Origin of the sequence: Mumia spirodelae, assembly GCF_050632745.1 — a bacterium.
GTDB lineage: Bacteria > Actinomycetota > Actinomycetes > Propionibacteriales > Nocardioidaceae > Mumia.
Window position 1 is genome coordinate 400,689 of sequence record NZ_JBODSD010000004.1, and the last position, 24,733, is coordinate 425,421.

Below are 24,733 nucleotides of genomic sequence, written 5' to 3' on the forward strand. Positions count from 1 at the left end.
GACCCGCGTGCGGTCTCGATACACCTCGCCGAGCGGCTCGGCTGCTCGACCAGCGTCAGGCGGCGTACGTCTCGAGGAAGCGCGCGATCCGGCCGACGGCGTCCTCGAGGTCCTCGACCCGCGGCAGCGTGACGAGGCGGAAGTGGTCCGGAGTCGGCCAGTTGAACCCGGTGCCCTGCACGACGAGAAGCTTCTGCTCCCGGAGCAGCTCGTAGGCGAACTTCTCGTCGTCGACGATCGGGTACATCTGCGGGTCGAGCCGCGGGAACATGTACAGCGCGCCCTTCGGCTTCACGACGCTGACACCGGGGATCTGGGTGAGCAGGTCGTACGCCCGGTTGCGCTGCTCGAGGAGCCGCCCGCCCGGGAGCAGCAGCGCGTTGATCGACTGACGACCGCCGAGCGCGGTCGCGATCGCGTACTGCGAGGGCACGTTGGGGCACAGCCGCATGTTGGCGAGCATGTTGAGGCCCTCGACGTAGCTGTGGGCGTGGTGCTTCGGGCCGGAGAGCATCATCCAGCCGCTGCGGAACCCCGCGACCCGGTACGCCTTGGAGAGGCCGTTGAAGGTCACGCACAGAATGTCGTCGGCGACCGACGCCATCAGGGTGTGCTCGGCGTCGTCGTACAGGATCTTGTCGTAGATCTCGTCGGCGTAGACGATCAGGTCGTTCTCGCGCGCGACCTGCGCGATCTCCTCCAGCACCGCCGGCTCGTACACGGCACCGGTGGGGTTGTTGGGGTTGATGACGACGATCGCCTTGGTGCGGTCGGTGACCTTGGAGCGGATGTCGGCGAGGTCGGGGTTCCAGTCGGAGGCCTCGTCGCAGCGGTAGTGCACCGCCGTGCCGCCGGCGAGGCTCACCGCCGCGGTCCACAGCGGGTAGTCCGGCATCGGGACGAGGACCTCGTCGCCGTCGTCCAGCAGCGCCTGCATCGCCATCACGATGAGCTCGGAGACGCCGTTGCCGAGGTAGACGTCCTCGACGTCGACGCCGGGGATCCGCTCCTCGTAGTGCTGGACGACCGCGCGCCGGGCCGGCATGAGGCCCTTGGAGTCGCTGTAGCCCTGGGCCTGGTGCAGGTTGGCGATGATGTCGACGAGGATCTCGTCGGGTGCCTCGAAGCCGAACGGGGCCGGGTTGCCGATGTTGAGCTTGAGGATGCGGTGCCCCTCGTCCTCGAGGCGCTTGGCCTCCTCGAGCACCGGTCCGCGGATGTCGTACAGGACGTCGGCCAGCTTCGTGGACTGCATCACCTCGCGCATGGGCCAAGCATGCCAGCGTGACTCAGGCCACAGGCCAGGAGACCGGGGTGCTCGCGGGATCGCTGGTGCGGACCTGCACGGACTGCAGCGTCGCGCCCTTCGGCACGAGCAGCACGAAGCAGCCCTTCCACGTCGCGCCGGCGTCGAACGCCTTCGGCAGCGCGCCACCCGGGCAAGGCTTGAACGCCTCCCCCGCGAAGGTGGTCGGCGGGAAGTAGGCCGGCGTCGAGTCGAAGCCGTACACGGGCACCGCGGCACCGCCGAGCGGGTCCGGCCCGTCGTTGCGGACCTGGACCTGCACGTAGTACGGCGTCGAGGTCGCCGACGCCGGGTCGAGCACGTAGCCGTCCAGGTCGGCGATCTTGCCGGGCTTCACCGACGCGACCGTGACGGTGATGGCGCTCGCAGCCTCGCCCACGGGGTAGCCGACCGTCGCGGGCTTGCCCAGCGCGACCTTCGTCCCCGCCTCGGTCAGCGTCACGCCCTCCGGGACGTCCACCGCCGAGGTCGTCTCGGGCGCCGCCTTGGCGGTGTCGTCACCCTTGTCGTCGCCGCTGCACCCGGCGAGCGCCAAGCCCCCGGCCAGCACCGCGGCGAGGCTCAGCGCGGTCAGCGCCCCACCCCGCGTCGTACGACGGGTCGTCCGCCGGCTCATGCGCCGATCAGCCGGGCGGCGAGGTAGGCCGGGACCTGGTCGAGGGCGACGCGCTCCTGCGTCATCGTGTCGCGCTCGCGGATCGTCACCGCGTTGTCGTCGAGGGTGTCGAAGTCGACGGTGATGCAGAACGGCGTGCCGATCTCGTCCTGGCGACGGTAGCGGCGGCCGATTGCCCCGGCGTCGTCGAACTCGACGTTCCACGACTGCCGCAGCTCCGCAGCGAGGTCGCGCGCCGCCGGGCTCAGACGCTCGTTGCGCGAGAGCGGGAGCACCGCGGCCTTGACCGGCGACAGGCGCGGGTCGAGGGCGAGCACCGTGCGCTTGTCCACGCCGCCCTTGGCGTTGGGGGCCTCGTCCTCGCGGAACGCGTCGACGAGGAACGCCATCATGGAGCGGTTCACGCCGGCTGCGGGCTCGATGACGTACGGCGTCCAGCGCTCGCCGAGCTCCTGGTCGAAGTAGGACAGGTCGTTGCCGGAGTGCTTCGCGTGCGTGCCGAGGTCGAAGTCGGTGCGGTTGGCGACGCCCTCGAGCTCGCCCCACTCCGAGCCGGCGAACCGGAAGCGGTACTCGATGTCGACCGTGCGCTTGGAGTAGTGCGACAGCTTCTCCTTCGGGTGCTCGTAGAGCCGAAGGTTGTCCGCGGCCACCCCGAGGTCGGTGTACCAGCGCATGCGCTCGTCGATCCAGTACTGGTGCCACTCCTCGTCGGTGCCGGGCTTGACGAAGAACTCCATCTCCATCTGCTCGAACTCGCGGGTGCGGAAGATGAAGTTGCCGGGCGTGATCTCGTTGCGGAACGACTTGCCCATCTGCGCGATGCCGAACGGCGGCTTCTTGCGGGCGGCGGCCATCACGAGCGCGAAGTTGACGAAGATGCCCTGCGCGGTCTCCGGGCGGAGGTAGTGCAGGCCCTCCTCGGAGTCGACCGGACCGAGGAACGTCTTGAGCAGGCCGGAGAACTGGCGCGGCTCGGTCCACTGGCCGCGGGTGCCGCAGTTGGGGCACACGACGTCGGTCATCGGCACGTCGTCGGGGTTGTCGAGGCCCTTCTTCTCCGCGTACGCCTCCTGGAGGTGGTCCTGGCGGAACCGCTTGTGGCAGTGCTGGCACTCGATCAGCGGGTCGGTGAAGACGTCGACGTGGCCGGAGGCCTCCCAGACCGGGCGCGGCAGGATCACCGAGGAGTCGAGGCCGACGACGTCGTCACGGCGCTGCACCATCGCACGCCACCACTGGCGCTTGATGTTCTCCTTGAGCTCGACGCCGAGCGGACCGTAGTCCCACGCGGAGCGGGTGCCTCCGTAGATCTCGCCGCTGGGGAAGACGAACCCCCGGCGCTTGGAGAGGCTGACGACGTTGTCGATCACAGAGGCAGGCACAGGGGTGCTCCGTTTCCGGCTGGGTGTCGGCGGGCATGGGCGGAGCGCCGTGGCGTACCGCGCCCGAGATGGCCGGTCCAGGCTACCCGACGCCCCGCCGGCCCTACTCCCGCCCGGCCGACACCCAGGTCGGGTCGGCCGAGCGCCCGCCGACGACGGCGCCGGAGACCTCGTCGAGCGCGGCCAGCGCCGCGGCGTCGAGCCGTACCGACAGCGCGCCGAGGTTCTCGTCGACGCGCTCGGCCCGCCGCGTTCCCGGGATAGGGACGACCGGGAGGCCCCAGCGGGCGCTCTGCGCGTGGACCCAGGCGAGGGCGACCTGCGCCGGCGTCACGCCGGCGTCCTCGGCGACCGCGCGGACCGCCTGGACGACGACCTGGTTGGCGTCGAGGTTGTCGGCGTCGAAGCGCGGGAACGTGCGGCGCATGTCGCCCTCGGGGATCGTCGTACCGACGGACCCGGCGAGGAACCCGCGCCCGAGCGGCGAGTACGGGACGAAGCCGACACCGAGCTCGGCTGCGGTCGGGACCACGTGGCGCTCGACGTCACGGCTCCAGATCGACCACTCGCTCTGCACGGCGGCGATCGGGTGCACGGCGTGGGCACGCCGCAGCTCGTCGGCGGTGACCTCCGACAGGCCGAGGTGCCGGACCTTGCCCTGCGCGACGAGCTCGGCCATCGCGCCCACCGTCTCCTCGATCGGGACCCGGGTGTCGACGCGGTGCAGGTAGTAGAGGTCGATGACATCGGTGCCGAGGCGCCGCAGCGACTCCTCCGCGCACTCGTGGACGTACGGGGCGTCACCACGGGCGGCACGCTCGCCGACCCGGATGTTGCCCGAGACCCCGAACTTCGTCGCGACCTGGACGGCGCCGGGGCGCGTCACGAGGAGGCGCCCGACCAGCTCCTCGTTGGTGCCGTTGCCGTACACGTTGGCGGTGTCGACGAACGTCACGCCCACGTCGACGGCGTGCTCGAGGGTCGCGAGGGCGCTGTCGGGATCGGTGCCGCCGTAGACGGCGGTCAGCGCCATCGCGCCGAATCCCTGCGGGCTGGTGCGCAGCCCGTCTCCGAGGTCGAGGGTCTCCAGGCTCATGCCGACGGCCAAGACGTGGCGCGGCTCACGTATTCCCGTCGCGCGGCGCGTCGTCCTGCACCGCGTCGGCGACGACGTCCTCGTACGCATCGGTGTAGGCCGACGGCTCCCCCAGCGCGAACGCGTACGGCCCGGCGGAGGCGACCTTCACGTCGTACGACGAGAGGGCTCGTCGGTACGCGCCGACGCTCTCCCACCGTGTGGTGAGGGTCCACAGCGTGGGGTCGTCCAGGTTGCGCCCGACGAAGCCGTCGCCGAAGCCCGGTCGCGCGCCGAGGGCGTCGGCGACGGCGCGCAGCTCGGCGGCGAAGGCGTCGGCACGCGCGGACGGGACGCGGAACCTCGTGATGACCAGCACGCGCGCAGCGTATCCACCGGCGGCGGCGTGCGGCAGGATGACGGCATGAGCGACCTGTACGAGCGCATGGTGGACTCCCGCGGCGCGCGGATCGCCGTCCCGATCGTCGCGGCGGTGCTGCTGGTGGTGGGCCTGGCGGCGGACCCGTGGATCGGCATCCCGGCGCTGCTGGTCCTCATCGTCTTCGTGGCCTGGCTGGCCTATCGCTCCCCGGACTCGACCTCCGGGCTCGCACGGCTCCGCGTCCTCATGGTCGGCATCCTCGTCGCCGTGGCGGTCGGGCGCTTCCTCACCGCGGTGCTCGGCTGACGCACTGCCACGAGAAAGTGATTTGAGAATGATTCTCAAACGCAATACGCTGCAGTCATGCCTCGTACCCCCTCGCTCCGCCGACCCCTGTCCGCTCTCGCCCTCGCGCCGCTGGCCCTCGGCCTCGCCGCCTGCGGCTCGGACGGGTCGGGAGCGGGCTCTGACGGGATCACGGTGGTCGCCGGTGCGTACCCCTTCGCGTACGTCGTCGAGCAGATCGGGGGCACCATGGTGGACGTGGACAACCTGACGCAGCCCGGCGTCGAGCCCCACGACGTGGAGCTCACGGCCAAGCAGCTCGGCGCCGTGACCGACGCCGACCTCGTCGTCTTCCTGCACGGGTTCCAGCCGCAGGTCGACGAGGCCGTGGACCAGAGCGACCTCTCCGACGAGGCCACGCTCGACGTCGCCGACGTGGTCGACCTCCTCGACGCCACCGACGACGGCCACACCGAGCACGAGGAGGACGCGGACGCGCACGCGGAGGAGGACGGCCACGCTGAAGAGGGCCACGACCACGGCGGCGAGGACCCGCACGTGTGGCTGGACCCGAAGCGCATGGTCGAGATCTCCGGCGCCGTCGCGGACCGGCTCGCCGAGATCGACCCGGACAACGCCGACGCCTACCGCAAGAACGCCGCCGCCCTGGACGCGGAGCTGACCGACCTCGACGAGGCGTTCCGTACCGGCCTCGCGCAGTGCGAGACCCGCAGCTTCGTGACCAGCCACGCCGCGTTCGGCTACCTCGCCGACGCCTACGACCTCACGCAGATCCCGATCGCCGGGATCGAGCCCAACACCGAGCCCTCCACCCAGCAGCTCGCGCGCATCGTGGACCTCGTGGAGACCGAGAACATCACCACGGTCTTCACCGAGGAGCTCACCAGCCCGCGCACCGCGGACACGATCGCCCGCGAGGCCGGGGTCACGACCGCCGTGCTGTCCCCGATCGAGGGCCTCACCGACGACGACAGCGACGAGACCTACCTGACGCTCATGCGGGAGAACCTCGCCGCCCTCCAGAAGGCGAACCGCTGCTCATGACCGCTCGACACGGCACCGCCCCCCGTACGACCGACCCGCTCCTCGTCGACGACGTCCACGTCGCGCTCGGCGGGCGGGAGGTCGTCCGCGGGGTCTCCCTCGCCGTGCACCCGTCGGAGTTCGTCGTGCTGCTCGGCAGCAACGGGTCGGGCAAGACGACGCTGATGCGGGCGGCGATGGGCGTGATCCCGATCGCGGCGGGCGAGGTCCGGCTGTTCGGCACGCCGCTGCGACGCTTCCGCGACCGGCAGCGGATCGGCTACGTCCCGCAGCGCTCGACCGCGGCCGCCGGCGTGCCGTCGACGGTGCGCGAGGTCGTGATGAGCGGCCGGCTGTCCCGCCGCCCGTTCGCCGGCCTGTCCTCGCGCGCGGACCGGCGCAGCGTCGCCGAGGCGATCGCGCTGGTCGACCTGGAGGACTACGCCGACGCACCCGCGGCCGAGCTGTCGGGCGGCCAGCAGCAGCGCGTCATGATCGCGCGGGGCCTCGCCTCGCGCCCCGACCTGCTGGTCATGGACGAGCCGACCGCCGGGGTCGACGCCCGCAGCCAGCTCGCGCTCGCCGAGCTGTTCGGCCGGCTGCTCGCGGAGGGACGCGCGATCTTCATGGTCGCCCACGAGCTCGGCCCGTTCGAGCCGATGATCGACCGCGCCGTCGTCCTGCGCGCCGGCCGCGTCGCGTACGACGGCCCGTGCTCCGGCGGCGACCTCGCCGCGGCGTCCGAGCCGCACAACCAGCACCACCCGCACCTCGTCGTGCCGCAGCAGCGGGTGGGGATCGACGAGTCCGGAGCGTGGCCCGCGTGAACGACATCCTGTCCTACGACTTCATGCAGCGGGCCCTGCTCGCCGCGCTCATCACCGGGCTGACCGCGCCGGCCATCGGGACGTACCTCGTGCAGCGCCGCCTCGCGCTCCTCGGCGACGGCATCGGGCACATCGCGCTCACCGGCGTCGCGGCCGGCCTGCTCACCAACACCCAGCCGCTCGTCACGGCGGTGATCGTCAGCGTCCTGGGCGCGGTCGCGATCGAGCTGCTGCGCACGTACGGCCGGACGAGCGGCGACGTCGCGCTCGCGCTGCTCTTCTACGGCGGCATCGCCGGCGGGGTCATGCTGACGAACCTCGCGGGCGGGTCGGCAGCCACGCTCAACAGCTACCTGTTCGGGTCGATCACCACCATCGACGCCAACGACCTGCTCATCGTCGGCATCCTCGGTGCCGTCGTCCTCCTGCTGGCGGTCGGCCTCTCCCCACAGCTGTTCGCCGTCTGCCAGGACGAGGAGCACGCCCGCGTCTCCGGCGTGCCGGTGCAGGCGTACGCGATGCTGATCGCGGTCCTCGCCGCGGTGACGGTCACGGTGTCCATGCGCACGGTCGGCCTCCTCCTCGTCTCGGCCCTGATGGTGGTGCCGGTCGCCGCCGCGCAGCAGCTGAGCCGCAGCTTCCGCGGGACCTTCGTGATGGCGATGGTCATCGGCACGTTCTCCGCCGTCGCGGGCGTGCTCGGGAGCTACGAGATCGACACGCAGCCGGGTCCGACGATCGTGATCGTCGCGCTCGCGGTGTTCCTGGTGATCGCGGTCGTCGGGCACTCCGTACGCTCGTTCCGACGGCGCACCAGCGTCGTACCCGATCCCGTGGAGGAGGCCGCATGACCGAGGCGCCCCTGCGCACGACCCGCCAGCGCCGAGCCGTCGCCGCCGTCATGGAGGACCTCGACGGCTTCGCGAGCGCCCGCGAGATCCACGACGCGCTGCGCGACCGGGGCGAGTCGGTGGGCCTCTCCACCGTCTACCGCAACCTGCAGGCGCTTGCCGACGCCGAGGAGGTCGACCAGCTCCGCAGCGACGACGGCGAGGTCCTGTACCGCCGCTGCGTCACCGACCACCATCACCACCACCTGGTGTGCCGCGAGTGCGGCCGCACCGTCGAGGTGCAGGGCCCGGCGCTCGAGCGCTGGGTGGAGCAGGTCGGCTCGGAGAACGGGTTCCGGCAGATGTCCCACACCCTCGAGATCTTCGGGACCTGCGACCGGTGCCGCTGACGCTCGACGAGACTGACTGGCGCGAGCGCGCGCAGCGTCACCGCGAGCGCGCCGAGCCGTACGTCGCGGGCCGCCGTGAGCGTCGCCAGCACGGCGCGAAGCATCCGGTCGACGACTTCCTCTTCGAGTACTACGGCTACTCCCCCGCCCGCCTGACCCGCTGGCACCCCGGCGTCGGGGTGCTGCTCGGCGGTGACGCGTCGGAGTACGAGGCGCTCGGGTCGTACCGCCGCTACGCCGGCGGGGTCGGCGCGGACCTCGAGCGGATCGCCGGACGCCGGGACGGGTTCTCCTGGATCCGCGACCTGCTGGCGCTCACCGCGTCACGCTCGGCCCGGACCGACTGCTTCGGCCTGCACGAGTGGGCGATGGTCTACCGGCAGAGCCCGCAGGAGGTACGGCACGCGTCGTGGCCGCTGCGCCTCGGCCCGGCCGGGACCGACGCCGTCGTCGAGGCCCACCAGCTGCGGTGCACGCACGTCGACGCGTACCGGTTCTTCACCCCCGAGGCCGCGCCCCGCAACGCGCTCGCGCCGAGCCGGGAGACGCAGCGCGCGCTCGAGCAGCCGGGGTGCCTCCACGCCGGCATGGACCTCTACAAGTGGGCGATGAAGCTCGTCCCGTACGGCGACTCCGACCTGCTGCTGGACTGCTTCGCCCTCGCGCGCGACGTCCGCGAGCTCGACATGCGCGCGGCGCCGTACGACCTCGCTGCCCTCGGCTACGAGCCGGTGCGGATCGAGACGCCGGCGGGCAAGGCCGAGTACGTCCGGCTCCAGCGGGAGCACGCGGAGCGGGCGGCCGGGCTGCGGGAGCGTCTGGTCGCCGACTACGACCGGGTCCTGGCCTGCGCCTGACCGGTGTCGCGGCCCCTCGCGACAGCCCAGGGCGGGCTACGACGACCACGGCGCACGGGTCCAGCGCGGGTGGAGGACCGCCGTCTGCCCTCCACCCGCGCGTCTGAGCGCTGTCAGCAGTGCGTGACCGGCTGAGAGCGAGTCGGGTACACCTCTACCGTGACCGCCCACCGCCGCCCGGCGAAGGGTTGCGGTCAGCGTGAGTGCAAACGACACCGGCGGTTCTCGCCGACTGAGAATGCAGCACCTGCCCCTCGAGTCACGCTAAGGTCGCTCTAGTCGCCTAACTTTATTCACTTAATACCCAGGCTGAGGCGCCGCGACGAATCGAGGGCTCGTGAACACCTTCCTGCAGGACAGCTCGACCGCCGGGCTCGTGCTCCGTACCGTGCTCCACCACGGGGTCGCCTTCCGCGACCAGATCGCGGAGGCCACCGGCCTGAGCGCCGCCACGGTCGGACGCCAGGTGACCGCCCTGGCGCGCTGTGGACTTCTGCGGGAGCGCCCCGACTGCACGCGCAGCGGGCACGTGGGACGACCGAGCATCCCCGTGGAGGTCGACGACCGCAGGCTGTCCGCGGGCGCCGTCCACATCGGCCGCCTCGTGACCACGGTCGCCCTCACCGACCTGCGCGGCCGGGTCCTCGGCATCGCGCACCTGCCGACCCGCGGCAGCGACCGCGACCTCGTCACCGCCGCCGCACGGAGACTGGTCGGGCTGCAGGCCGGGATCGGGGACCGGGTGCTGGTGACCGCAGCGGTCGTCGCGCCGTGGGAGGCGCTGGACCGCTCGCCCGTGGTCGCCGGTCGTACGCTGCGCGACGTCACCACGCTGCCGACCGCGACGGCCGACCACGTCGCCGCCGTCGCCGCCGCCGACCTCCTGTCTTCCCCGGACCACGCCCAGGGCACGACCGCGTACGTCTACGCCCGCGAGACCGTCGGCGTCGCGTCCGTCCACGACGGTGTGGTCCCCTCGGGCGGCCGCCGCACCGGCAGCGTGACCCACCTCCCCACCACCTCGGACGCCCCCTGCTCGTGCGGCTCCCGCGGATGCCTCGGAGCCACCGTCGCCGCGATCGGCCCGGCCGCGCACGCGGCAGGGATCGTGTCCCGCCCCGACGTGGAGCTGGTGCACGCCGCCGCGCTCGCCGGCGACCCGACCGCGCACGACCTGCTCATGACGCGCGCCGACCACCTCGGCCGAGCCGTCGCGATCATCCGCGACCTGCTCGACCCGCACCGCGTCGTGCTCGCCGGGCAGGCCTTCACCGCCTACCCCCCGGCCGCGTCGGTGGTGCTGGAGGCGTTCCGCCGGACGACCAGCCTCGGCCCGGTCCCGATCACGTTGTCGCGCTTCGGGGCGGAGGTGCAGGCCGCCGCCGCGGGAGCGATCGCGCTCGGGCCCGTCTACCGCGACCCGGTCGCGGCCCTCGACCGGCACGAGCGGCTCGTCCAGCGCTCGCGCAACACGCGTCGCCCGCGCCCGAACGGCGCGGCGGTCTCGCGCACGAGCACGCCTGCGGCCCGGCTCCAGCCGGCGTGACGCGCCGGCACGTTCCGTAACGGATACGTTTCGCATCTGGGAGAAACTGCTCCTCCTCGGCCTGCCCTTCTTCCGAAGGGCGAGACAGGTGGTTCCCTGTCATGCTGCTCGTGCGAGAGGATCGCCGCACTCACGAGCCCAAGGAGCAACATGTTCCGTCAGATCTCGATAGGTATCGCAAGCCTTGCCACCATCGCCGCCGTCACCGCTCCGGTCTCCACCGCGAGCGCCACGGCGGAGCCCACGATCCCGTCTCCCAAGATCAGCGTGAAGCACTGGGACGGGATCTCCGACTTCCTGCGCGGCACGTGGGAGGGGGTCGTCCCGTCGGTCGGCGGGAGCCTGGCCATCAGCCCCGCCTCTCGCCGCACCACCACCTACACCGACCCGTTCGGGGACGGCACCGCCACGACGTACGTGTACGGCCGGTGGACCTCGCCGGTCGTGACCCCGGGCTACGCGATCGACGAGTCGATCACCTCGTGGAACGCGCAGACACCGACCGGCACGTTCGTCGAGACCACGTTCCGCGGCAAGCTCGCCGACGGCACCTGGACGAAGTGGTACGTCATGGGCCGCTGGGCCTCCGGCGACGACTTCGCCGCGGGCGACATCCACCGGACCTCGCTCGACGGCCAGGGCGACGCCAACGCCAACATCTGGACCGACACCTTCTCGGCCCGGACCGGCCACGAGCCCGTGGCGTACCAGACCCGCGTGACGCTGCTGCGCCCCGAGGGCAGCAGCAAGAGCCCGCGCCTGGACGGCGTGACGACGATGACCAACGAGCTGCTCTCCGGCGACGACGGCGTCACGAGCGAGTTCACGCTCGGCCGCCACGTCGAGCTGCCGGTCCCCCGGTTCTCGCAGAACATCCACAAGGGCGAGTACCCGGAGTTCGGCGGCGGCGGACAGGTCTGGTGCTCCCCCACGTCCACGACGATGGTCCAGTACTACTGGGGCAAGAAGTACGAGGTGCCCGCGAGCGAGCTCGCCGACATCGTCGCGCCGAACGGCGACCCGCAGGTCGACTACGCGGCGATCAAGACGTGGGACTACACCTACGAGGGCGCCGGCAACTGGCCCTTCAACGCGGCGTACGCGCACACGTTCGGTCTCGACACGTTCGTGACGCGACTGCGTTCGCTCGCCGAGGCGGAGCGGCTGGTCGCGGCCGGCATCCCGGTGATCACCTCGCTGTCGTGGGACCTCGAGGAGATGCCGGAGGCCGGGTACGACACCAACGGGCACCTCATGGTCATCATCGGCTTCACCGCCGACGGGGACCCGATCCTCAACGATCCTGCGTCGAGCAGCAACGAGGCGGTCCGCAACGTCTACACCCGCGAGAACTTCGAGAAGGTGTGGCAGGACTCGACGGGCGGCGTCTCGTACCTCTACCGCCCGCCGGGCAAGAAGCTGCCGGGAGGCGCCACCAACTGGTGACGCGCTGACGGAGAGCCGACCAAGGACTCGGCATCGCAGCTGCTCCGGCAGCTGCGATGTCGAGTTCTTTTGTTGCCGGAACCGCTCAAACACCCGATGAATGACCGGATCCGGTCAGCGTGTTGACCGTCACAAATCCCGTCGTTACGTTGCTTGGGACGTTTCACCCGCACGATGACATCCGATGTCTTCATCGGCTCACGCTCTCCGGGGAAGGTCCCACTGTCATGCGCTCTCGCTCCCGCACGCTCGCTGCCGTGCTCGCCGGCCTCCTGGTCGCTGCCGGTACGGCCCTCGTCACCCCGTCTGCTCCCGCGACCGCATCCGCTCCCGCGGCACCACCGCCCACGCCGTACACACCGGACGAGGAGTCCCTGGGACAGCACCAGGCACCGGAGTGGTTCAAGGACGCGAAGCTCGGCTTCTTCGTCCACTGGGGCCCGTACTCGGTCCCCGCCTTCGCCCCGCCCGACGGAGGCGGCGCGCGACAAGGCTCCGACAAGTACGCCGAGTGGTACTGGTACGAGATGAACCACCCGGGCAGCCCGACGTCGAAGCACCACGCCGAGACGTACGGCGAGGACTTCCCGTACGACCGGTTCGTCGAGGAGTGGAAGCCGAGCGCGTTCGACCCGAAGGCATGGCTCGACCTCTTCGTGGACGGTGGCGCCAAGTACTTCGTGATGGTCTCCAAGCACCACGACGGCTGGGCACTCTGGGACACGAAGACGTCCGACCGCGACACGGTCGCCCACGGCCCGAAGCGCGACTTCGTGCGCGAGCTCTTCGACGCCGCCGAGGACTACCCGCTCAAGAAGGGGCTCTACTACTCCCTCGCCGAGTGGTACAACCCCGCCGGCGGCTGGGACCCGCCGGAGCACAGCCTCACCGAGGGGCCGAAGAACCCGTACACGGGTGCGCCGATCCCCTACACCGGCTACGAACCGGTCGCCGACGACGTCATGGACCACCAGTACCCGCAGATGCTGGAGCTCGTCGACGAGTTCGACCCGGACCTGCTGTGGTGCGACATCGGGGAGCACGTGCCGAACAACAGCCTGGAGGTCATGGCTCGCTACTACATCCAGGCGCAGGACCGGAAGCGGCCGAAGGAGGTGGCCGTCAACGACCGCTGCGGGCCGTCGGTCCACGACTTCACGACGCCGGAGTACCGCAACCAGCCCGACATCGAGACGGACATGTGGGAGGCGACGCGCGGGATCGGCCACTCCTTCGGCTACAACGCGGAGGAGGACGTCGAGGACTACCTCAGCGACGAGGAGCTGATCCACAGCTTCGTGGACACGGTGAGCAAGGGCGGCAACCTGCTGCTCAACATCGGACCGCGCGGCGACGGCTCGATCCCCGAGATCCAGGCGGACCGCGTGCGCGCCCTGGGCGACTGGCTGAAGGTCAACGGCGAGGCGATCTACGGCAGCACCTACTGGAAGACCGCCGCCGACCCGCGGAGCAACGTGCCCGTGCGCTACACGGTCAAGGACGACGCCGTCTACGCGACCGCGCTCGCGTGGCCCGGTGAGCAGCTGCGCCTCGACGGGACCCTCCCCCTGAGGAGCACGACCGACATCACGTTGCTCGGCGGCGACGGGAAGCCGTTGCCGTGGAAGCGCGAGAACGGCGTGCTGACCGTGGACCTTCCACGCACCGGCACCGCGTCCACGTCCAGCCGGCACGCGTACACGTTCAAGATCCCCACCCGCGGCGCGCACCAGGTCGTGCACGCCTCGCTCGACGTCCCGGCGCAGCCGCCCGCCGCAGGAGAGCCCGTCCCCGCCACGGTCACCGTGACGAACCCGGGTCCGAAGCGGTCGACCGAGGGGCGGGTGACCCTCGACGTCCCCGACGGCTGGAGTGCGACGCCGACGAGCGCGGTCGTCCCTGAGCTGGAGCCCGGTGCCTCGACGACCCTGGCGTTCTCGGTCGGCGCACCAGCCGACGCTCCTCCGCGCCGCTACAGCGTGACGGCCGAGGTCCGCCTGGGACCGACGACGTACCAGGCCTCGGACAGCATCCTGCTCAGCGACCTCGTGAAGGTCGTCTCCCCGGAGAAGCTGAACGCGCTCGAGGTCGCCGAGGTGGGCGCCTCGCCGTACGTCGACCGGACCTGGCGGATCGAGCAGCTGCCCGAACACCTCGACGGCCAGCTGCTCGTCCCCGGCGCGAACGACGACAAGCAGCGCCAGGAGGGTCCGATGAGCGTCGTGGACGGACGGGCGAGGGTCACCGGCGGCAACGTCACCCTCGCGCGCGACGGCGCGGGCTGGTCGGACTACGACGTCGAGGTGACGGTCCGACCGCACACGCGCGGCGCGGGCGTCATGTTCCGCAGCCCGGACCGGTCCAACGGCTACATGTGGCAGCTCTACCCCGGCAGCGGCCTGACTCCGCACGTGCTCGAGAACGGGACGTTCCGGCGGCTCGCGACCACCATCCCGGTCAGCGTCGAGGCGGGGAAGGAGTACCGGCTCCGCATCGAGGCGCGCGGATCGACCCTGCGCACGTTCCTCGACGGCACGCTCGTCGACGAGCGGACGGACAGCACCTTCGCCACCGGTGGCGTGGGATTCCGCGAGGCGTCGAACGAGGTCGGCGAGTTCGACGACGTCCGCGTCGCCGACCCGGCGGGGGCGGTGCTCCTCGAGGACGACTTCGGCAGCGGACTCGAGCGGTGGGCGAACGACACCATGACCGACTACCTGGTCGTCGACCTCGCCCGTGACGCGGAGGTCTACGTCGCCTTCGACGAGCGCGGGGCTCCGGAGAACGGCGACTGGTGGCCGCAGTGGCTCGACCGCGTCGGCTTCGTACGGACCGACGAACGGGTCGTCACGAGCGAGCCGTCCGGCAGCGCGATGGTGCTGCTCAAGGCGACCCTCCCCGCAGGGCGGCACGTGCTGGGTCCGAACGCGGCCACGACCAGCCAGTCGACGAGCTACTTCACGATCGTCAACGAGGCCGGTTGACGGACACCTGCGAGCACCATCGGGGCGTCAGCCCCGGTGGTGCCGCAGCCCGTACGTGAACGCGTCGAGCAGCGCCTCCCACGAGGCCTCGACGATGTTGTGGCCGACGCCGACCGTGGTCCAGGTGTCCTTGCCGTCGCTGGTGCCGATGAGGACCCTGATCCCCGCGTCGGTGCCGCCCGACTCGTCGAGGATCCGCACCCGGTAGTCGTTGAGCCCGAAGGCGGACACGTCCGGGAACGCCTGCTCGATCGCCTTGCGCAGCGCGTGGTCGAGCGCCGAGACGGGACCGTTGCCCTCCCCCGTCACGACGTAGCGGCTGCCTCCGGCGCTGAGCTTCACCGTCGCCTCCGACGGCGCCTCCTCGCCGGCCGCGTGGTGCGACTCGGTGATGACGCGCCACGACTCGACGTCGAAGTACGACGGCCGCTCGCCCTCGACCAGCTCGGCGAGGAGCAGCTCGAACGACGCGTCGGCGGCCTCGAACGTGTAGCCCGCCTGCTCGCGCTCCTTCACGACGTCGGTGACGCGGGCGAGGGTGGCCGGGTCGTCGGTGAGGTCGAACCCGAGCTCCTTGCCCTTGAGCTCGATCGTCGCCCGTCCCGCCATCTCCGACACGAGCAGCCGCATGTCGTTGCCCACGAGCTCGGGATCGATGTGCTGGTAGAGGTCCGGGTCGACGCGGATCGCGCTCGCGTGCAGCCCGGCCTTGTGAGCGAAGGCGGAGACGCCCGTGTACGGCTGCCGCGCGCCCGGCGGGTAGTTCGTCACCTCGGCGATCGCGTGCGCGATCCTCGTCGCCTCCCGCAGCGAGCCTGCGGGCATCACCTTCATGCCGAGCTTGAGCTCGAGGTTGGCGACCGACGTGATCAGGTCGGCGTTGCCGGTGCGCTCGCCGTACCCGTTGATGCATCCCTGGAGGTGCGTCGCCCCGGCCTGGACGGCCGCCACCGAGTTCGCGACCGCGCAGCCGGTGTCGTTGTGCGCGTGGATGCCGAGCCGCGCCCCTGTCGCCTCGGCGACCTCGGCGACGATCTCGCCGAGCCAGTGCGGGAGCATGCCGCCGTTGGTGTCGCACAGCACCACAACCTCTGCGCCGGCCTCGGCGGCGGTCCGGACCACCTCGACCGCGTACGCCTGGTTGGCCCGGTAGCCGTCGAAGAAGTGCTCGCAGTCGAGGAAGACGCGCTGGCCCTCGGCCCGCAGGTGCGTCACGGTGTCGCGGACCATCGCGAGGTTCTCCTTCAGCGTGGTCCGCAGGGCGAGCTCGACGTGCCGGTCGTGGCTCTTGGCGACGAGCGTGACGACGGACGCGCCGGAGTCGCGCAGGGCGCCCACGAGGGGGTCGTCGGCAGCGGTCGAGCCGGCGCGACGGGTCGCGCCGAACGCCGCGAGCGTGGCGTGCCGCAGGCTCAGCTCGGTGCGGGCGCGGGCGAAGAACTCGGTGTCCTTCGGGTTGGAGCCTGGCCAGCCGCCCTCGATGTAGCCGACGCCCAGGTCGTCGAGGTGACGCGAGATCACCAGCTTGTCGGCGACGGAGAGGTTGAGGCCCTCCTGCTGCGCACCGTCGCGCAGCGTCGTGTCGTAGACGTGGAACGTGGGGTCGGGCTCGGGCGTCATGATGGTCTTTCCTCGCTGACGGTCGACGAGCGGTGCTCGCCAATAAAAAAAGCCCCTCGGAGTACGAGAGGCTGCGCGTCGGACCCGGATCGCGGGTCAGACGCGCTGGACGATAATCACGGCCGTGAAGCTGTGCATGGGGTCACTCTAGACTGACCGCACCATGACTTCCAACGCCGCCCCAGAGTCCCTCACCAACCTGACCGTCCGTCTCGCCAGCCGTCCGCAGGGCGAGCCGACCGTCGCCAACTTCGCGCTCGACGTGGAGCCGGTGGAGGAACCAGGCCCGGACCAGGTCCTCCTGCGCACGATCTACCTCTCCCTCGACCCCTACATGCGCGGCCGGATGTCCGACGCCGAGTCGTACGCCGTGCCGGTCCCGGTCGGCGGCGTGATGGAGGGCGGCACGGTCTGCCAGGTGGTCGCGTCCAGGTCCGACATGCACGAGGTCGGCGACATCGTCCTCGCCCACACCGGCTGGCAGCAGTACGCCGTCGCGTCGGACAAGGCCGTACGCCGCATCGACCCCGCCCGCGGCCCGATCTCGACCGCGCTCGGCGTGCTCGGGATGCCGGGCTTCACCGCGTACGCCGGTCTCCTCGTGATCGGCGACCCGCAGCCGACCGAGACGGTGGTCGTCGCCGCGGCCGCCGGTCCGGTCGGCTCCGCGGTGGGCCAGATCGCGCAGATCAAGGGCGCGCGGGCGGTCGGCATCGCCGGCGGGCCGGAGAAGGTCGCGTACGTCAAGGACGAGCTCGGCTTCGAGGTCGCGCTCGACCACCGCTCCCCCGACTTCGTCGACGAGCTCGCCGAGGCGACGCCCGAGGGCATCGACGTCTACTTCGAGAACGTCGGCGGCAAGGTCTTCGAGGCGGTGCTGCCGCGGATGAACGAGTTCGGGCGCATCCCGGTGTGCGGGCTCGTCTCGCAGTACAACGCCACCGGCCTCCCCGAGGGTCCCAACCTCGCCCCTGCGCTGATGAACCGCATCCTCGTCCGCAGCCTCACGGTGCGCGGCTTCATCCAGCGGGAGTTCGTCAAGGCGCACTACCGCCAGTTCCAGCAGGACATGGGCGAGTGGCTCTCCGCGGGCACAGTCCGCTACAAGGAGGATGTCGTCCAGGGCCTCGAGAATGCCCCGGAGGCGTTCCTCGGCATGCTCCAGGGGGCCAACTTCGGCAAGCTCGTCGTCCAGGTCGGCGCGGACCCGACCAAGCCGTGAGGCGCCCCGTCCCGGTCCCGGGCACGGTCGCGGCGCTGTACGTCGTGCTGACCGACGAGCCGCTCGAGTCCGACCTCCCGTCTCCCCCGCTGCCACCCCCGAGCCTGCTGCTCGCCCGCGGCTCCAGTCCCAAGGCGGTCCGCTTCGCCGAGTCGCTGACCTACGCGACCGCCGTCACCGCGGAGTCCGACGTGGCCGACGCGCTGGAGACCGAGCGACGCACGCAGGCGGCTGCCCGCGCGCTCGCGGCCGAGCACGTGGGTGTCGTGGTCGACACCGCGGTGCCGCGCCTCCTGGGACCCGACGCTCCCCACCCCGACCTGCTGTGCGTGAGCCAGTGGTTCGTGCTCGAGCACCCGGACGAGACGACGACCACCACTCACGGGCTGGCGCGCTTCGGGCTGCCGGAGATCCGGGTGCCCGACGTCGACGGCGGCGCGCTGCCGATGTACGACGCGGTGCTCACCGGGGTGGCGCAGCGGGTCGTCGAGGAGTGGCCCGAGAACGACCCCGTCGGGCCGGCCACGATCACGCTGCGCGACGTCGCCCGTGGCTACGGCGACGCCGGGGCGGGCGGGGACGACCCGACGCTGACCCGCAGCGTCGACGTGACGCTCGCCTACGACGCCGACGAGGACCACCTCACGGTGACCCTGCACGACGATCCGGCGACCGCCCTGTTCAGCGCCTGACCGCTGCCCGGCCCAGGTCCGTTCCGAGCAGCCGGCCGAAAGTGAGCGCCGGGGTCACGAGCATGCCCGAGCAGAAGCTGTTGCCGCAGGTGGCGCCGGCGCCGATGACCTCGCCCACGGCGTACAGGCCGTCGATCGCCGTCCCGGACCCGTCCCGAACCGCGAACGACGCGTCGACGTCGAGCCCTTGGAACGTGACGAGCGTGATCGCGTGGTTGCGCACGGCGTAGAACGGCGCTCGGGCGATCGGCGCCGGGAGGAAGCGCCGCCCGTGCTCCGGATCGCGGCCCGCCTCGACGGCCCGGTTGTACGCCGCGACCGTCACGCGCAGCCCTTCGGCGTCGATGCCGGCGAGGTCCGCGAGCTCCTGGAGCGTGTCCGCCGCGTGCAGTCCCGGTCGCTGGTTCATCATCGCGCGCACCTCCCCGGGCTCCTTGCCGACGATCAGCTGCCGGTCGCCTCCCGAGGCCGCGTCGAGCGCCGCGTCGTCGAAGACCGTCCAGAACGTGCGGTCGGGGACGCCGGCGAGCGCACGCTCCTTGAGGTCGATGGACTCCTCGTCCTCCGCGACCCAGCGGCTCCCCTCCTTGCTCACGTAGATCTCCCACGGCGGGCGCTCGCTGGTGAGGCGCTGCCGGTCCGACCAGTTGGCGCGCCCCGGCGTGCGTGGGTCGGGCAGCCCTCCGAACGTCGGCAGCGAGGTGCCCTGGCCCTGCAGCCGGGCCCCGACCGCCATGCCGAGGTGGAGGCCGTCGCCGGTGGCGGTGCGGGCGGTCGCCGAGACCAGCGGCGCCCCCTCGAGCTCGGCGAAGAGGTCGGGGTCGGCGCCGTACCCGCCGGTGGCCAGCACCACCGCTCCGGCCGACACCACGACCTCGCGACCGTCGCGGTAGACCTCGACCCCGACGACGGCACCGGAGTCGTCCGTGCACAGCTCCGTCACCGCCGCGTTCGTCCACAGCGTCAGGTCGCGGTCCGCGCAGGCCCGCCCCAGCACCGGCCGCAGCACGTCGAGCACCGACATCGCCTCGTCGGTGCCGTAGTAGGTGCGCGGCGTCGTGTACGGCTCGTGGCCGTACACGATCCGCGGCGTCTCCGGCGCGAAGGAGAAGCCGCGCTCGTCGAGCCAGTCGACCGTCGCCGCCGCCTCGCGCACGAGGACTCGCGCGAGGTCCTCACGCGCGGTCCCCCGGCTGATCCGGCGGATGTCCTCGAGGTGGGCCTCGGGCGTGTCCTCGATCCCGCGTTCACGCTGCCGCCGGGTGCCGGCCGCCGCGAGGTGGCCCCCGCTGACGTGGAGGCTGCCACCGATGCGCGTGTCCTTCTCGACGAGGAGCACCCGCGCCCCGGCGTCGGCGGCACTCACCGCGCACGGGATCCCGGCGGTCCCCGCCCCGACCACGACGACGTCGTACGCCTCGCTCATGCCGGCATCTCCCCCGCCTCGACCACCAGGTGCGGCACCTCGTACGGCGGGCGTACGACCGCGGCCCGGGTCACCCCGAACGGCGCCAGGGCCATCGCCACCGGCTCGCCCGCCGCGGCCCCGGCGCGTGCGCGTACCCCGTCCAGGTCGTCGGTGACCACGACCGCCCCGACCAGGCCGCGACGCGGAGCGACGGCCCGCCCGCGCAGCGACGTCCCGGCCGTCCTGCCGTGCTCGACCGTGTAGGTCACCAGGCCCACGTACGGCTCGTCGGCCGCCGTCCCGATGCAGCGCCCCTCCATCCGCACCCGGGTCCCGGCCCCCACGAGGCTCGCGACGGAGGCACCGTCGACCGCGTACTCGTGCACGACCTTCCACCCGAGGACGTCGGCGTAGAACCGCTCGGCGGCGTCCACGTCGGTCACCGGCGCGGTGATGCCGAGCACCTCGCTGACGGCGCGGTCGGTCACCCGGACGTACGGGTCGAGGGCCCCGGGCGCCCCGCCGAGCAGCGCGACCGTGAGGGCGTCGGCACCGCGGACGTGCGCCTCGCGGAGCCCGATCCCGGCCATGTCGTACTCCCCGTCGGGTGTGGACACCGCGAACCCGGCCGCCGCGGCGCCCTCGGCAGCGGCGGCGAGGTCCGGCGCGTGGAAGTCGACGACCTTGAAGGCGTCGCGGTCCAGCGGAGCGCCTGGATCTCGGACGGTCTCGTCCGACGGCGCGGCATGGCGGCACACGACGGCGCCCGCAGGGACTCCCGGCGTCTGCAGTGCGAGGAGCGTCGTCTCGCCGGCGCCGGGCCCGAGCAGGGCCTCGGCACCGCGCCGGTCGAGCACCGTCTCGCCGCGCACCTCCATCCCGAGCGCCGCGACGAACAGGTCGCGCTGCTCGTCGAGCTCGCGAGCCGAGACGAGGGGTCCGTAGAGGCGGGAGCCAGGTGCGAGCACGACGCTCCTCTGTGACGCGGCGCGCTGGGGATCTCGACCCCTCGTCACACCTGACGGAATGGTGTTCCATTATTGCCGTACTCTCACTCGACGCGAAAGAGACCCTCCCCATGACCGCACCCCGCCGCGTCCCCGCCGTCGTGCTCCGTCGTCGCCCGCGCGGACTGCCCGCCCCGGACGACCTCGTCCTCGCGGACACCGAGCTTCCCTCACTCGCCGACGGCGAGGTCCACCTCGCGGTCCTCGACCTCTCGCTGGACCCCTACCTGCGCTCGACCCTGGCGGGACGCCACCTCGGCGACGCTCCGGTCGCGCTCGGCGACGTGGTCCCCGGACGCTCCGTCGGCCGCGTCGTCGCGTCCCGCGCCGCCGACGTCGCCGTCGGGACGCTGGTGCTCGCCGAGACCGGCTGGCGCGCCGAGGCCGTCGTCGCGGCGAAGACCGCCACCCCGGTCCGGGTCCCCGACGGTGTCCCCCCGTCCGCCGCACTGGGAGCGCTCGGGATGCCCGGGCTCACCGCGTACGCCGCCGTCGTGCGCCACCTCGCGCCCCGCCCGGGCGAGACCGTGGTCGTCGGCGCGGCGACCGGTGGGGTGGGCTCCGTCGCCGGCGCGCTCCTGCGCCGCCGCGGGGCGAGGACGGTCGCGCTGGTCGGCGACGACGCGAAGGCCGAGGACGCGACCGCGCGGCTCGGCTACGCGGAGGCCGTCGTACGAGGGCGGGACGGCTGGGAGGAGGCGCTGGCGACGGCGTGCCCCGACGGGATCGACGGCTACCTGCACATGGGCGACATGCCGACCCTCCACGCGGCCGTCCGACTGCTCGCACCGAGGGCCCGGGTGTCGCTGTGCGGGCTGATGGACCAGTACAACGGCGGGCCGCCGACGATGCTCCCCGCGGGCGCGGTCATGATGGCACGCGCGACGGTGCACGGGATGGTCGTGTACGACCACGACGACCTCGCCGACGCGCAGCACGACGAGGTCGCCGCGCTGCTCGCCGACGGCACGCTCGTGCTGCACGAGGAGCGCCACGAGGGACTCGCGGCCGCCCCCGAGGCGTTCGCCCGGCTCATGGCCGGGCGCAACCGCGGCAAGGTCGTCGTCGCCGTCGGGTGCTGACCGGCGACGACGACCGGCGCCTCAGGCGATGCGGTGCATCCAGCCGTGGGTGTCCTCGGCGCGGCCGTACTGCAGGTCGATGAGCGCCTCGCGGATGGCCATCGTGACCTTGCCGCCCTCGCCCTCGCTGCTGACGACCTCGCCGCCGTCCCAGCGCAGCGCGCCCACCGGCGTGACGACCGCCGCGGTGCCACAGGCGAACACCTCGGTGACGCGCCCGCTCCGGACGCCGTCGATCCACTCGTCGATGCTGAAGCGGCGCTGCTCGACCGTGTGGCCGAGGTCAGCGGCGATGGTGCCGATCGCGTCGCGCGTGATGCCCTCGAGGATCGAGTCGCTCGCCGGCGTCACGATCGTGCCGTCGTCGTGGACGAAGTAGAGGTTCATCCCGCCGAGCTCCTCGATGTAGGTGTGCTCCTCGGAGTCGAGGAACACGACCTGCTCGCACCCGTGCTCGGCGGCGATCTGCTGCGGGAGGAGGCTCGACGCGTAGTTGCCGCCGCACTTGGCCGCACCCGTGCCGCCCGCGCCGGCGCGGCCGTACTCGCGGGTGAGCCAGATGTTGACCGGCTTGACCCCGCCCGAGAAGTAGGCGCCGGCGGGCGAGGCGATCACGCAGTAGGTGACGTGCTTGCTCGGCCGCACGCCGAGGAAGACCTCGGAGGCGAACATGAACGGGCGGAGGTAGAGGCTGGCCTCCCCGCCGGTCGGCACCCACGAGCGGTCGGTCTCGACCAGCGCGTCGATCGAGCCGACGAACCAGTCGACCGGGAGCTCAGGGAGCGCGAGGCGGTGTGCCGAGCGCTGGAACCGGCGGGCGTTCTCGTCGGGACGGAACGTCCAGACGGTGCCGTCGGCGTGCGCGTACGCCTTGAGACCCTCGAAGATCTCCTGGGCGTAGTGCAGGACGGCCGTCGCCGGGTCGAGCTGGAGCGGACCGTACGGCTTGATCGTCGGGTCGGCCCAGCCGGTCTCGGGCGTCCACTCGGCGGTGAACATGTGGTCGGTGAAGTGCAGCCCGAATCCCGGGTTGGCGAGGATCTCGGCACGGCGCTGCTCAGGCACGGGCGTCGGCGAGGGCTCCAGCGCGTACGAGAACGTGGCGTCGGCGGAGGTGGTCATGGTTGGCACGGTATCTGACCTTTCGGACGGTGACGAGAAGTGGTCTGGATCACTTCTCGGATACGTCACCGGCCACGCGCGCCGCGATGGCCTCCCCCACCTCCTTGGTGGTGCGCCTGCCCGTGCGGGTGCTGATGTCGGCGGCGACCGCGCGGTCGACCTGCGCCGCGGCCTCGGGCAGACCGAGGTGGTCGAGAAGGAGCGCGACGGAGCCGATCGCGGCCGTCGGGTCGGCGATGCCCTGCCCTGCGATGTCGGGGGCGGAGCCGTGCACCGGCTCGAACATGCTCGGCGCCGTACGGTCGGGGTTGATGTTGCCGCTCGCGGCGAGGCCGATGCCCCCGGAGATGGCTCCCGCGAGGTCGGTGATGATGTCGCCGAAGAGGTTGTCGGTCACGATGACGTCGAACCGGGCCGGGTCGGTGACGAGGAAGATCGTGGCCGCGTCGACGTGGAGGTAGTCGACGGTCACGTCGGGGAAGTCAGGGGCGACCGCGTCCACGATGCGCGACCACAGGCCGCCCGCGTGGACGAGCACGTTGGTCTTGTGCACGAGCGTGAGCTTCTTGCGCCGGGCCTGGGCTCGGGCGAAGGCGTCGCGCACGACGCGCTCCACACCGAACGCGGTGTTGAGGCTGACCTCGGTCGCAACCTCCTGAGGGGTGCCGCCGCGAAGTCGGCCGCCGTTGCCGACGTACGGGCCCTCGGTGCCCTCGCGCACGACGACGAAGTCCACGTCGCCGGGGTCGCGGAGCGGGGAGTCCACCTGTGAGTACGTCTTCGTGGGACGCAGGTTCACGTAGTGGTCGAGCTCGAAGCGCAGACGCAGGAGCAGGTTGCGCTCCAGGAGTCCGGCGGGGATGCGGGGATCGCCCGGCTTGCCGCCGATCGCTCCGAGAAGGATCGCGTCGTGGCCGCGGATCTCGGCCAGCGTCGCGTCGGGGAGGACCTCTCCGGTCTCGAGGTAGTGCTCGGCGCCCAGGACGTACGGCGTCTGGGCGAACGTGATGCCGTGGGCGCGCGCGACCTCGTCGAGGACGCGGGTCGCCTCGGCGACGACCTCGGGGCCGATCCCGTCTCCGGGGATCACGGCCAGGGAGAAGCTCTGTGTCATGGTGTGCACTCTACTCGTGCCGGTCCCAGCATCTGATACCGGCGTCTCGGATGGTGGTCACCCGCTGCCATGAGCGGGTCAGGCGCCCGGCCTAGTTGTCGTCCGGCCTCGGACCGCCGTTGTCGCGCAGGTCCAGCGCGGTCTGGACAGGGTTGCGCGGACCCTCGTCACGGCTCTGCTCGGACCAGTGGCGGCTCGGGCCCCACTCGGAGTACTGCATCTCGTACATCGGTCTCTCCTGTTCGGTGTGATGGATCCGGTCCCTGCGGCCGATGGCGCTGAGAACCGATTCCCCGGAACGGGAGGAGCGTGTGCGGTGCGGGATCCTCGCTGCGGGTCGTCGGCCAACGCCAAGCTCCGCGGCGAGGTGTCGGCCTAGGAGGCCTCGCCGCGGCAGCCGAGGATTACGACCTGCTTCCGCATGATGGTCCGACCGTACGTGGCGCCCCGGCGACCTGTCAGCGGATCGGCCA

23 protein-coding genes are annotated in these 24,733 nt (G+C 71.8%); 12 read left to right on the forward strand and 11 right to left on the reverse strand.

All coding sequences use genetic code 11. The features are described from left to right. Window positions 1–55: 55 nt before the first annotated feature. From ACQSSQ_RS19810 to ACQSSQ_RS19830, 5 genes are all read right to left on the reverse strand, one after another. Window positions 56–1,267, reverse strand: a complete 1,212-nt coding sequence (locus tag ACQSSQ_RS19810; protein ID WP_431328847.1) for a pyridoxal phosphate-dependent aminotransferase — start codon at window positions 1,265–1,267, stop codon at window positions 56–58. A 22-nt stretch (window positions 1,268–1,289) separates the two neighbouring features. After that, window positions 1,290–1,922, reverse strand: a complete 633-nt coding sequence (locus ACQSSQ_RS19815; protein ID WP_431328848.1) for a hypothetical protein — start codon at window positions 1,920–1,922, stop codon at window positions 1,290–1,292. Then, on the reverse strand, window positions 1,919–3,307 hold the full coding sequence (locus ACQSSQ_RS19820; RefSeq protein WP_431328849.1) for a glycine--tRNA ligase: 1,389 nt from the start codon (window positions 3,305–3,307) through the stop codon (window positions 1,919–1,921). Before ACQSSQ_RS19820 ends, ACQSSQ_RS19815 begins: the two co-directional genes overlap by 4 nt. Window positions 3,308–3,410: 103 nt before the next feature. Next, window positions 3,411–4,403, reverse strand: coding sequence for an aldo/keto reductase (locus tag ACQSSQ_RS19825; RefSeq protein WP_431328850.1), 993 nt, complete (start codon window positions 4,401–4,403; stop codon window positions 3,411–3,413). A gap of 25 nt (window positions 4,404–4,428) precedes the next feature. Next, a complete protein-coding gene (locus ACQSSQ_RS19830; RefSeq protein WP_431328851.1) occupies window positions 4,429–4,761 on the reverse strand; it encodes an antibiotic biosynthesis monooxygenase family protein in 333 nt (110 codons plus the stop codon). Between the two features lie 27 nt (window positions 4,762–4,788). Here ACQSSQ_RS19830 and ACQSSQ_RS19835 point away from each other — a divergent pair, with 27 nt between their 5' ends. The 9 genes from ACQSSQ_RS19835 to ACQSSQ_RS19875 all read left to right on the forward strand — a co-directional run bounded on the left by ACQSSQ_RS19835 (window position 4,789) and on the right by ACQSSQ_RS19875 (window position 14,993). After that, entirely contained in the window at window positions 4,789–5,070 is a 282-nt protein-coding gene (locus ACQSSQ_RS19835; RefSeq protein WP_431328852.1) for a DUF6703 family protein, read from the forward strand. A gap of 57 nt (window positions 5,071–5,127) precedes the next feature. Further along, entirely contained in the window at window positions 5,128–6,114 is a 987-nt protein-coding gene (locus tag ACQSSQ_RS19840; RefSeq protein ID WP_431328853.1) for a metal ABC transporter substrate-binding protein, read from the forward strand. Then, window positions 6,111–6,920 carry a metal ABC transporter ATP-binding protein gene (locus ACQSSQ_RS19845; RefSeq protein ID WP_431328854.1) on the forward strand — a complete coding sequence of 270 codons (810 nt, stop codon included), beginning with the start codon at window positions 6,111–6,113 and terminating at the stop codon, window positions 6,918–6,920. Before ACQSSQ_RS19840 ends, ACQSSQ_RS19845 begins: the two co-directional genes overlap by 4 nt. Then, window positions 6,917–7,771: a metal ABC transporter permease gene (locus ACQSSQ_RS19850; RefSeq protein WP_431328855.1), complete on the forward strand. Its 855-nt coding sequence runs from the start codon at window positions 6,917–6,919 to the stop codon at window positions 7,769–7,771. The genes ACQSSQ_RS19845 and ACQSSQ_RS19850 overlap by 4 nt, the downstream gene beginning before the upstream one ends. Continuing rightward, entirely contained in the window at window positions 7,768–8,160 is a 393-nt protein-coding gene (locus tag ACQSSQ_RS19855) for a Fur family transcriptional regulator (RefSeq protein WP_431328856.1), read from the forward strand. Before ACQSSQ_RS19850 ends, ACQSSQ_RS19855 begins: the two co-directional genes overlap by 4 nt. Beyond that, complete coding sequence (locus ACQSSQ_RS19860; RefSeq protein WP_431328857.1) at window positions 8,151–9,017, forward strand: 3-methyladenine DNA glycosylase; 867 nt, start codon at window positions 8,151–8,153, stop codon at window positions 9,015–9,017. The genes ACQSSQ_RS19855 and ACQSSQ_RS19860 overlap by 10 nt, the downstream gene beginning before the upstream one ends. A 337-nt stretch (window positions 9,018–9,354) precedes the next feature. Then, on the forward strand, window positions 9,355–10,563 hold the full coding sequence (locus tag ACQSSQ_RS19865) for an ROK family protein (RefSeq protein WP_431328858.1): 1,209 nt from the start codon (window positions 9,355–9,357) through the stop codon (window positions 10,561–10,563). A gap of 150 nt (window positions 10,564–10,713) precedes the next feature. Then, entirely contained in the window at window positions 10,714–12,009 is a 1,296-nt protein-coding gene (locus ACQSSQ_RS19870; RefSeq protein ID WP_431328859.1) for a C39 family peptidase, read from the forward strand. A 227-nt stretch (window positions 12,010–12,236) separates the two neighbouring features. Next, entirely contained in the window at window positions 12,237–14,993 is a 2,757-nt protein-coding gene (locus tag ACQSSQ_RS19875) for an alpha-L-fucosidase (protein WP_431328860.1), read from the forward strand. Between the two features lie 27 nt (window positions 14,994–15,020). Here the strand turns inward: ACQSSQ_RS19875 and cimA are convergent, their stop codons facing one another. Next, entirely contained in the window at window positions 15,021–16,613 is a 1,593-nt protein-coding gene (gene cimA, locus ACQSSQ_RS19880; protein WP_431328861.1) for a citramalate synthase, read from the reverse strand. A gap of 163 nt (window positions 16,614–16,776) precedes the next feature. Here cimA and ACQSSQ_RS19885 point away from each other — a divergent pair, with 163 nt between their 5' ends. After that, a complete protein-coding gene (locus ACQSSQ_RS19885; protein ID WP_431328862.1) occupies window positions 16,777–17,835 on the forward strand; it encodes an NADP-dependent oxidoreductase in 1,059 nt (352 codons plus the stop codon). Next, complete coding sequence (locus ACQSSQ_RS19890) at window positions 17,832–18,527, forward strand: hypothetical protein (protein WP_431328863.1); 696 nt, start codon at window positions 17,832–17,834, stop codon at window positions 18,525–18,527. The genes ACQSSQ_RS19885 and ACQSSQ_RS19890 overlap by 4 nt, the downstream gene beginning before the upstream one ends. On the opposite strand, the gene ACQSSQ_RS19895 is transcribed toward ACQSSQ_RS19890, so the two are convergent. Both ACQSSQ_RS19895 and ACQSSQ_RS19900 read right to left on the reverse strand, forming a co-directional pair. Further along, a complete protein-coding gene (locus ACQSSQ_RS19895; protein WP_431328864.1) occupies window positions 18,517–19,953 on the reverse strand; it encodes an FAD-dependent oxidoreductase in 1,437 nt (478 codons plus the stop codon). The two genes, ACQSSQ_RS19890 and ACQSSQ_RS19895, sit on opposite strands and share 11 nt — an antisense overlap. After that, complete coding sequence (locus tag ACQSSQ_RS19900; RefSeq protein ID WP_431328865.1) at window positions 19,950–20,903, reverse strand: VOC family protein; 954 nt, start codon at window positions 20,901–20,903, stop codon at window positions 19,950–19,952. Before ACQSSQ_RS19900 ends, ACQSSQ_RS19895 begins: the two co-directional genes overlap by 4 nt. Before the next feature lie 110 nt (window positions 20,904–21,013). Here ACQSSQ_RS19900 and ACQSSQ_RS19905 point away from each other — a divergent pair, with 110 nt between their 5' ends. Then, window positions 21,014–22,024: an MDR family NADP-dependent oxidoreductase gene (locus ACQSSQ_RS19905; protein ID WP_431328866.1), complete on the forward strand. Its 1,011-nt coding sequence runs from the start codon at window positions 21,014–21,016 to the stop codon at window positions 22,022–22,024. 21 nt (window positions 22,025–22,045) lie between these two features. Here ACQSSQ_RS19905 and ACQSSQ_RS19910 read toward each other — a convergent pair whose 3' ends face one another. The 3 genes from ACQSSQ_RS19910 to ACQSSQ_RS19920 all read right to left on the reverse strand — a co-directional run bounded on the left by ACQSSQ_RS19910 (window position 22,046) and on the right by ACQSSQ_RS19920 (window position 24,489). After that, window positions 22,046–23,146 carry a branched-chain amino acid aminotransferase gene (locus ACQSSQ_RS19910; RefSeq protein ID WP_431328867.1) on the reverse strand — a complete coding sequence of 367 codons (1,101 nt, stop codon included), beginning with the start codon at window positions 23,144–23,146 and terminating at the stop codon, window positions 22,046–22,048. A gap of 49 nt (window positions 23,147–23,195) precedes the next feature. Beyond that, window positions 23,196–24,260, reverse strand: coding sequence for a 3-isopropylmalate dehydrogenase (locus tag ACQSSQ_RS19915; protein WP_431328868.1), 1,065 nt, complete (start codon window positions 24,258–24,260; stop codon window positions 23,196–23,198). 91 nt (window positions 24,261–24,351) lie between these two features. Next, window positions 24,352–24,489 carry a hypothetical protein gene (locus tag ACQSSQ_RS19920; RefSeq protein WP_431328869.1) on the reverse strand — a complete coding sequence of 46 codons (138 nt, stop codon included), beginning with the start codon at window positions 24,487–24,489 and terminating at the stop codon, window positions 24,352–24,354. Between the last annotated feature and the right edge of the window lie 244 nt (window positions 24,490–24,733).

What these genes read in the sequence shown, in the direction of transcription:
- ACQSSQ_RS19915 (WP_431328868.1), bottom strand. Translation starts at nt 24,260, where the DNA reads ATGACACAGAGCTTCTCCCTGGCCGTGATCCCCGGAGACGGGATCGGC.
- cimA (WP_431328861.1), bottom strand. Translation starts at nt 16,613, where the DNA reads ATGACGCCCGAGCCCGACCCCACGTTCCACGTCTACGACACGACGCTG.
- ACQSSQ_RS19870 (WP_431328859.1), top strand. Translation starts at nt 10,714, where the DNA reads ATGTTCCGTCAGATCTCGATAGGTATCGCAAGCCTTGCCACCATCGCC.
- ACQSSQ_RS19905 (WP_431328866.1), top strand. Translation starts at nt 21,014, where the DNA reads ATGACCGCACCCCGCCGCGTCCCCGCCGTCGTGCTCCGTCGTCGCCCG.
- ACQSSQ_RS19845 (WP_431328854.1), top strand. Translation starts at nt 6,111, where the DNA reads ATGACCGCTCGACACGGCACCGCCCCCCGTACGACCGACCCGCTCCTC.
- ACQSSQ_RS19885 (WP_431328862.1), top strand. Translation starts at nt 16,777, where the DNA reads ATGACTTCCAACGCCGCCCCAGAGTCCCTCACCAACCTGACCGTCCGT.
- ACQSSQ_RS19895 (WP_431328864.1), bottom strand. Translation starts at nt 19,953, where the DNA reads ATGAGCGAGGCGTACGACGTCGTCGTGGTCGGGGCGGGGACCGCCGGG.
- ACQSSQ_RS19825 (WP_431328850.1), bottom strand. Translation starts at nt 4,403, where the DNA reads ATGAGCCTGGAGACCCTCGACCTCGGAGACGGGCTGCGCACCAGCCCG.
- ACQSSQ_RS19875 (WP_431328860.1), top strand. Translation starts at nt 12,237, where the DNA reads ATGCGCTCTCGCTCCCGCACGCTCGCTGCCGTGCTCGCCGGCCTCCTG.
- ACQSSQ_RS19840 (WP_431328853.1), top strand. Translation starts at nt 5,128, where the DNA reads ATGCCTCGTACCCCCTCGCTCCGCCGACCCCTGTCCGCTCTCGCCCTC.
- ACQSSQ_RS19920 (WP_431328869.1), bottom strand. Translation starts at nt 24,489, where the DNA reads ATGTACGAGATGCAGTACTCCGAGTGGGGCCCGAGCCGCCACTGGTCC.
- ACQSSQ_RS19910 (WP_431328867.1), bottom strand. Translation starts at nt 23,146, where the DNA reads ATGACCACCTCCGCCGACGCCACGTTCTCGTACGCGCTGGAGCCCTCG.
- ACQSSQ_RS19815 (WP_431328848.1), bottom strand. Translation starts at nt 1,922, where the DNA reads ATGAGCCGGCGGACGACCCGTCGTACGACGCGGGGTGGGGCGCTGACC.
- ACQSSQ_RS19810 (WP_431328847.1), bottom strand. Translation starts at nt 1,267, where the DNA reads ATGCGCGAGGTGATGCAGTCCACGAAGCTGGCCGACGTCCTGTACGAC.
- ACQSSQ_RS19855 (WP_431328856.1), top strand. Translation starts at nt 7,768, where the DNA reads ATGACCGAGGCGCCCCTGCGCACGACCCGCCAGCGCCGAGCCGTCGCC.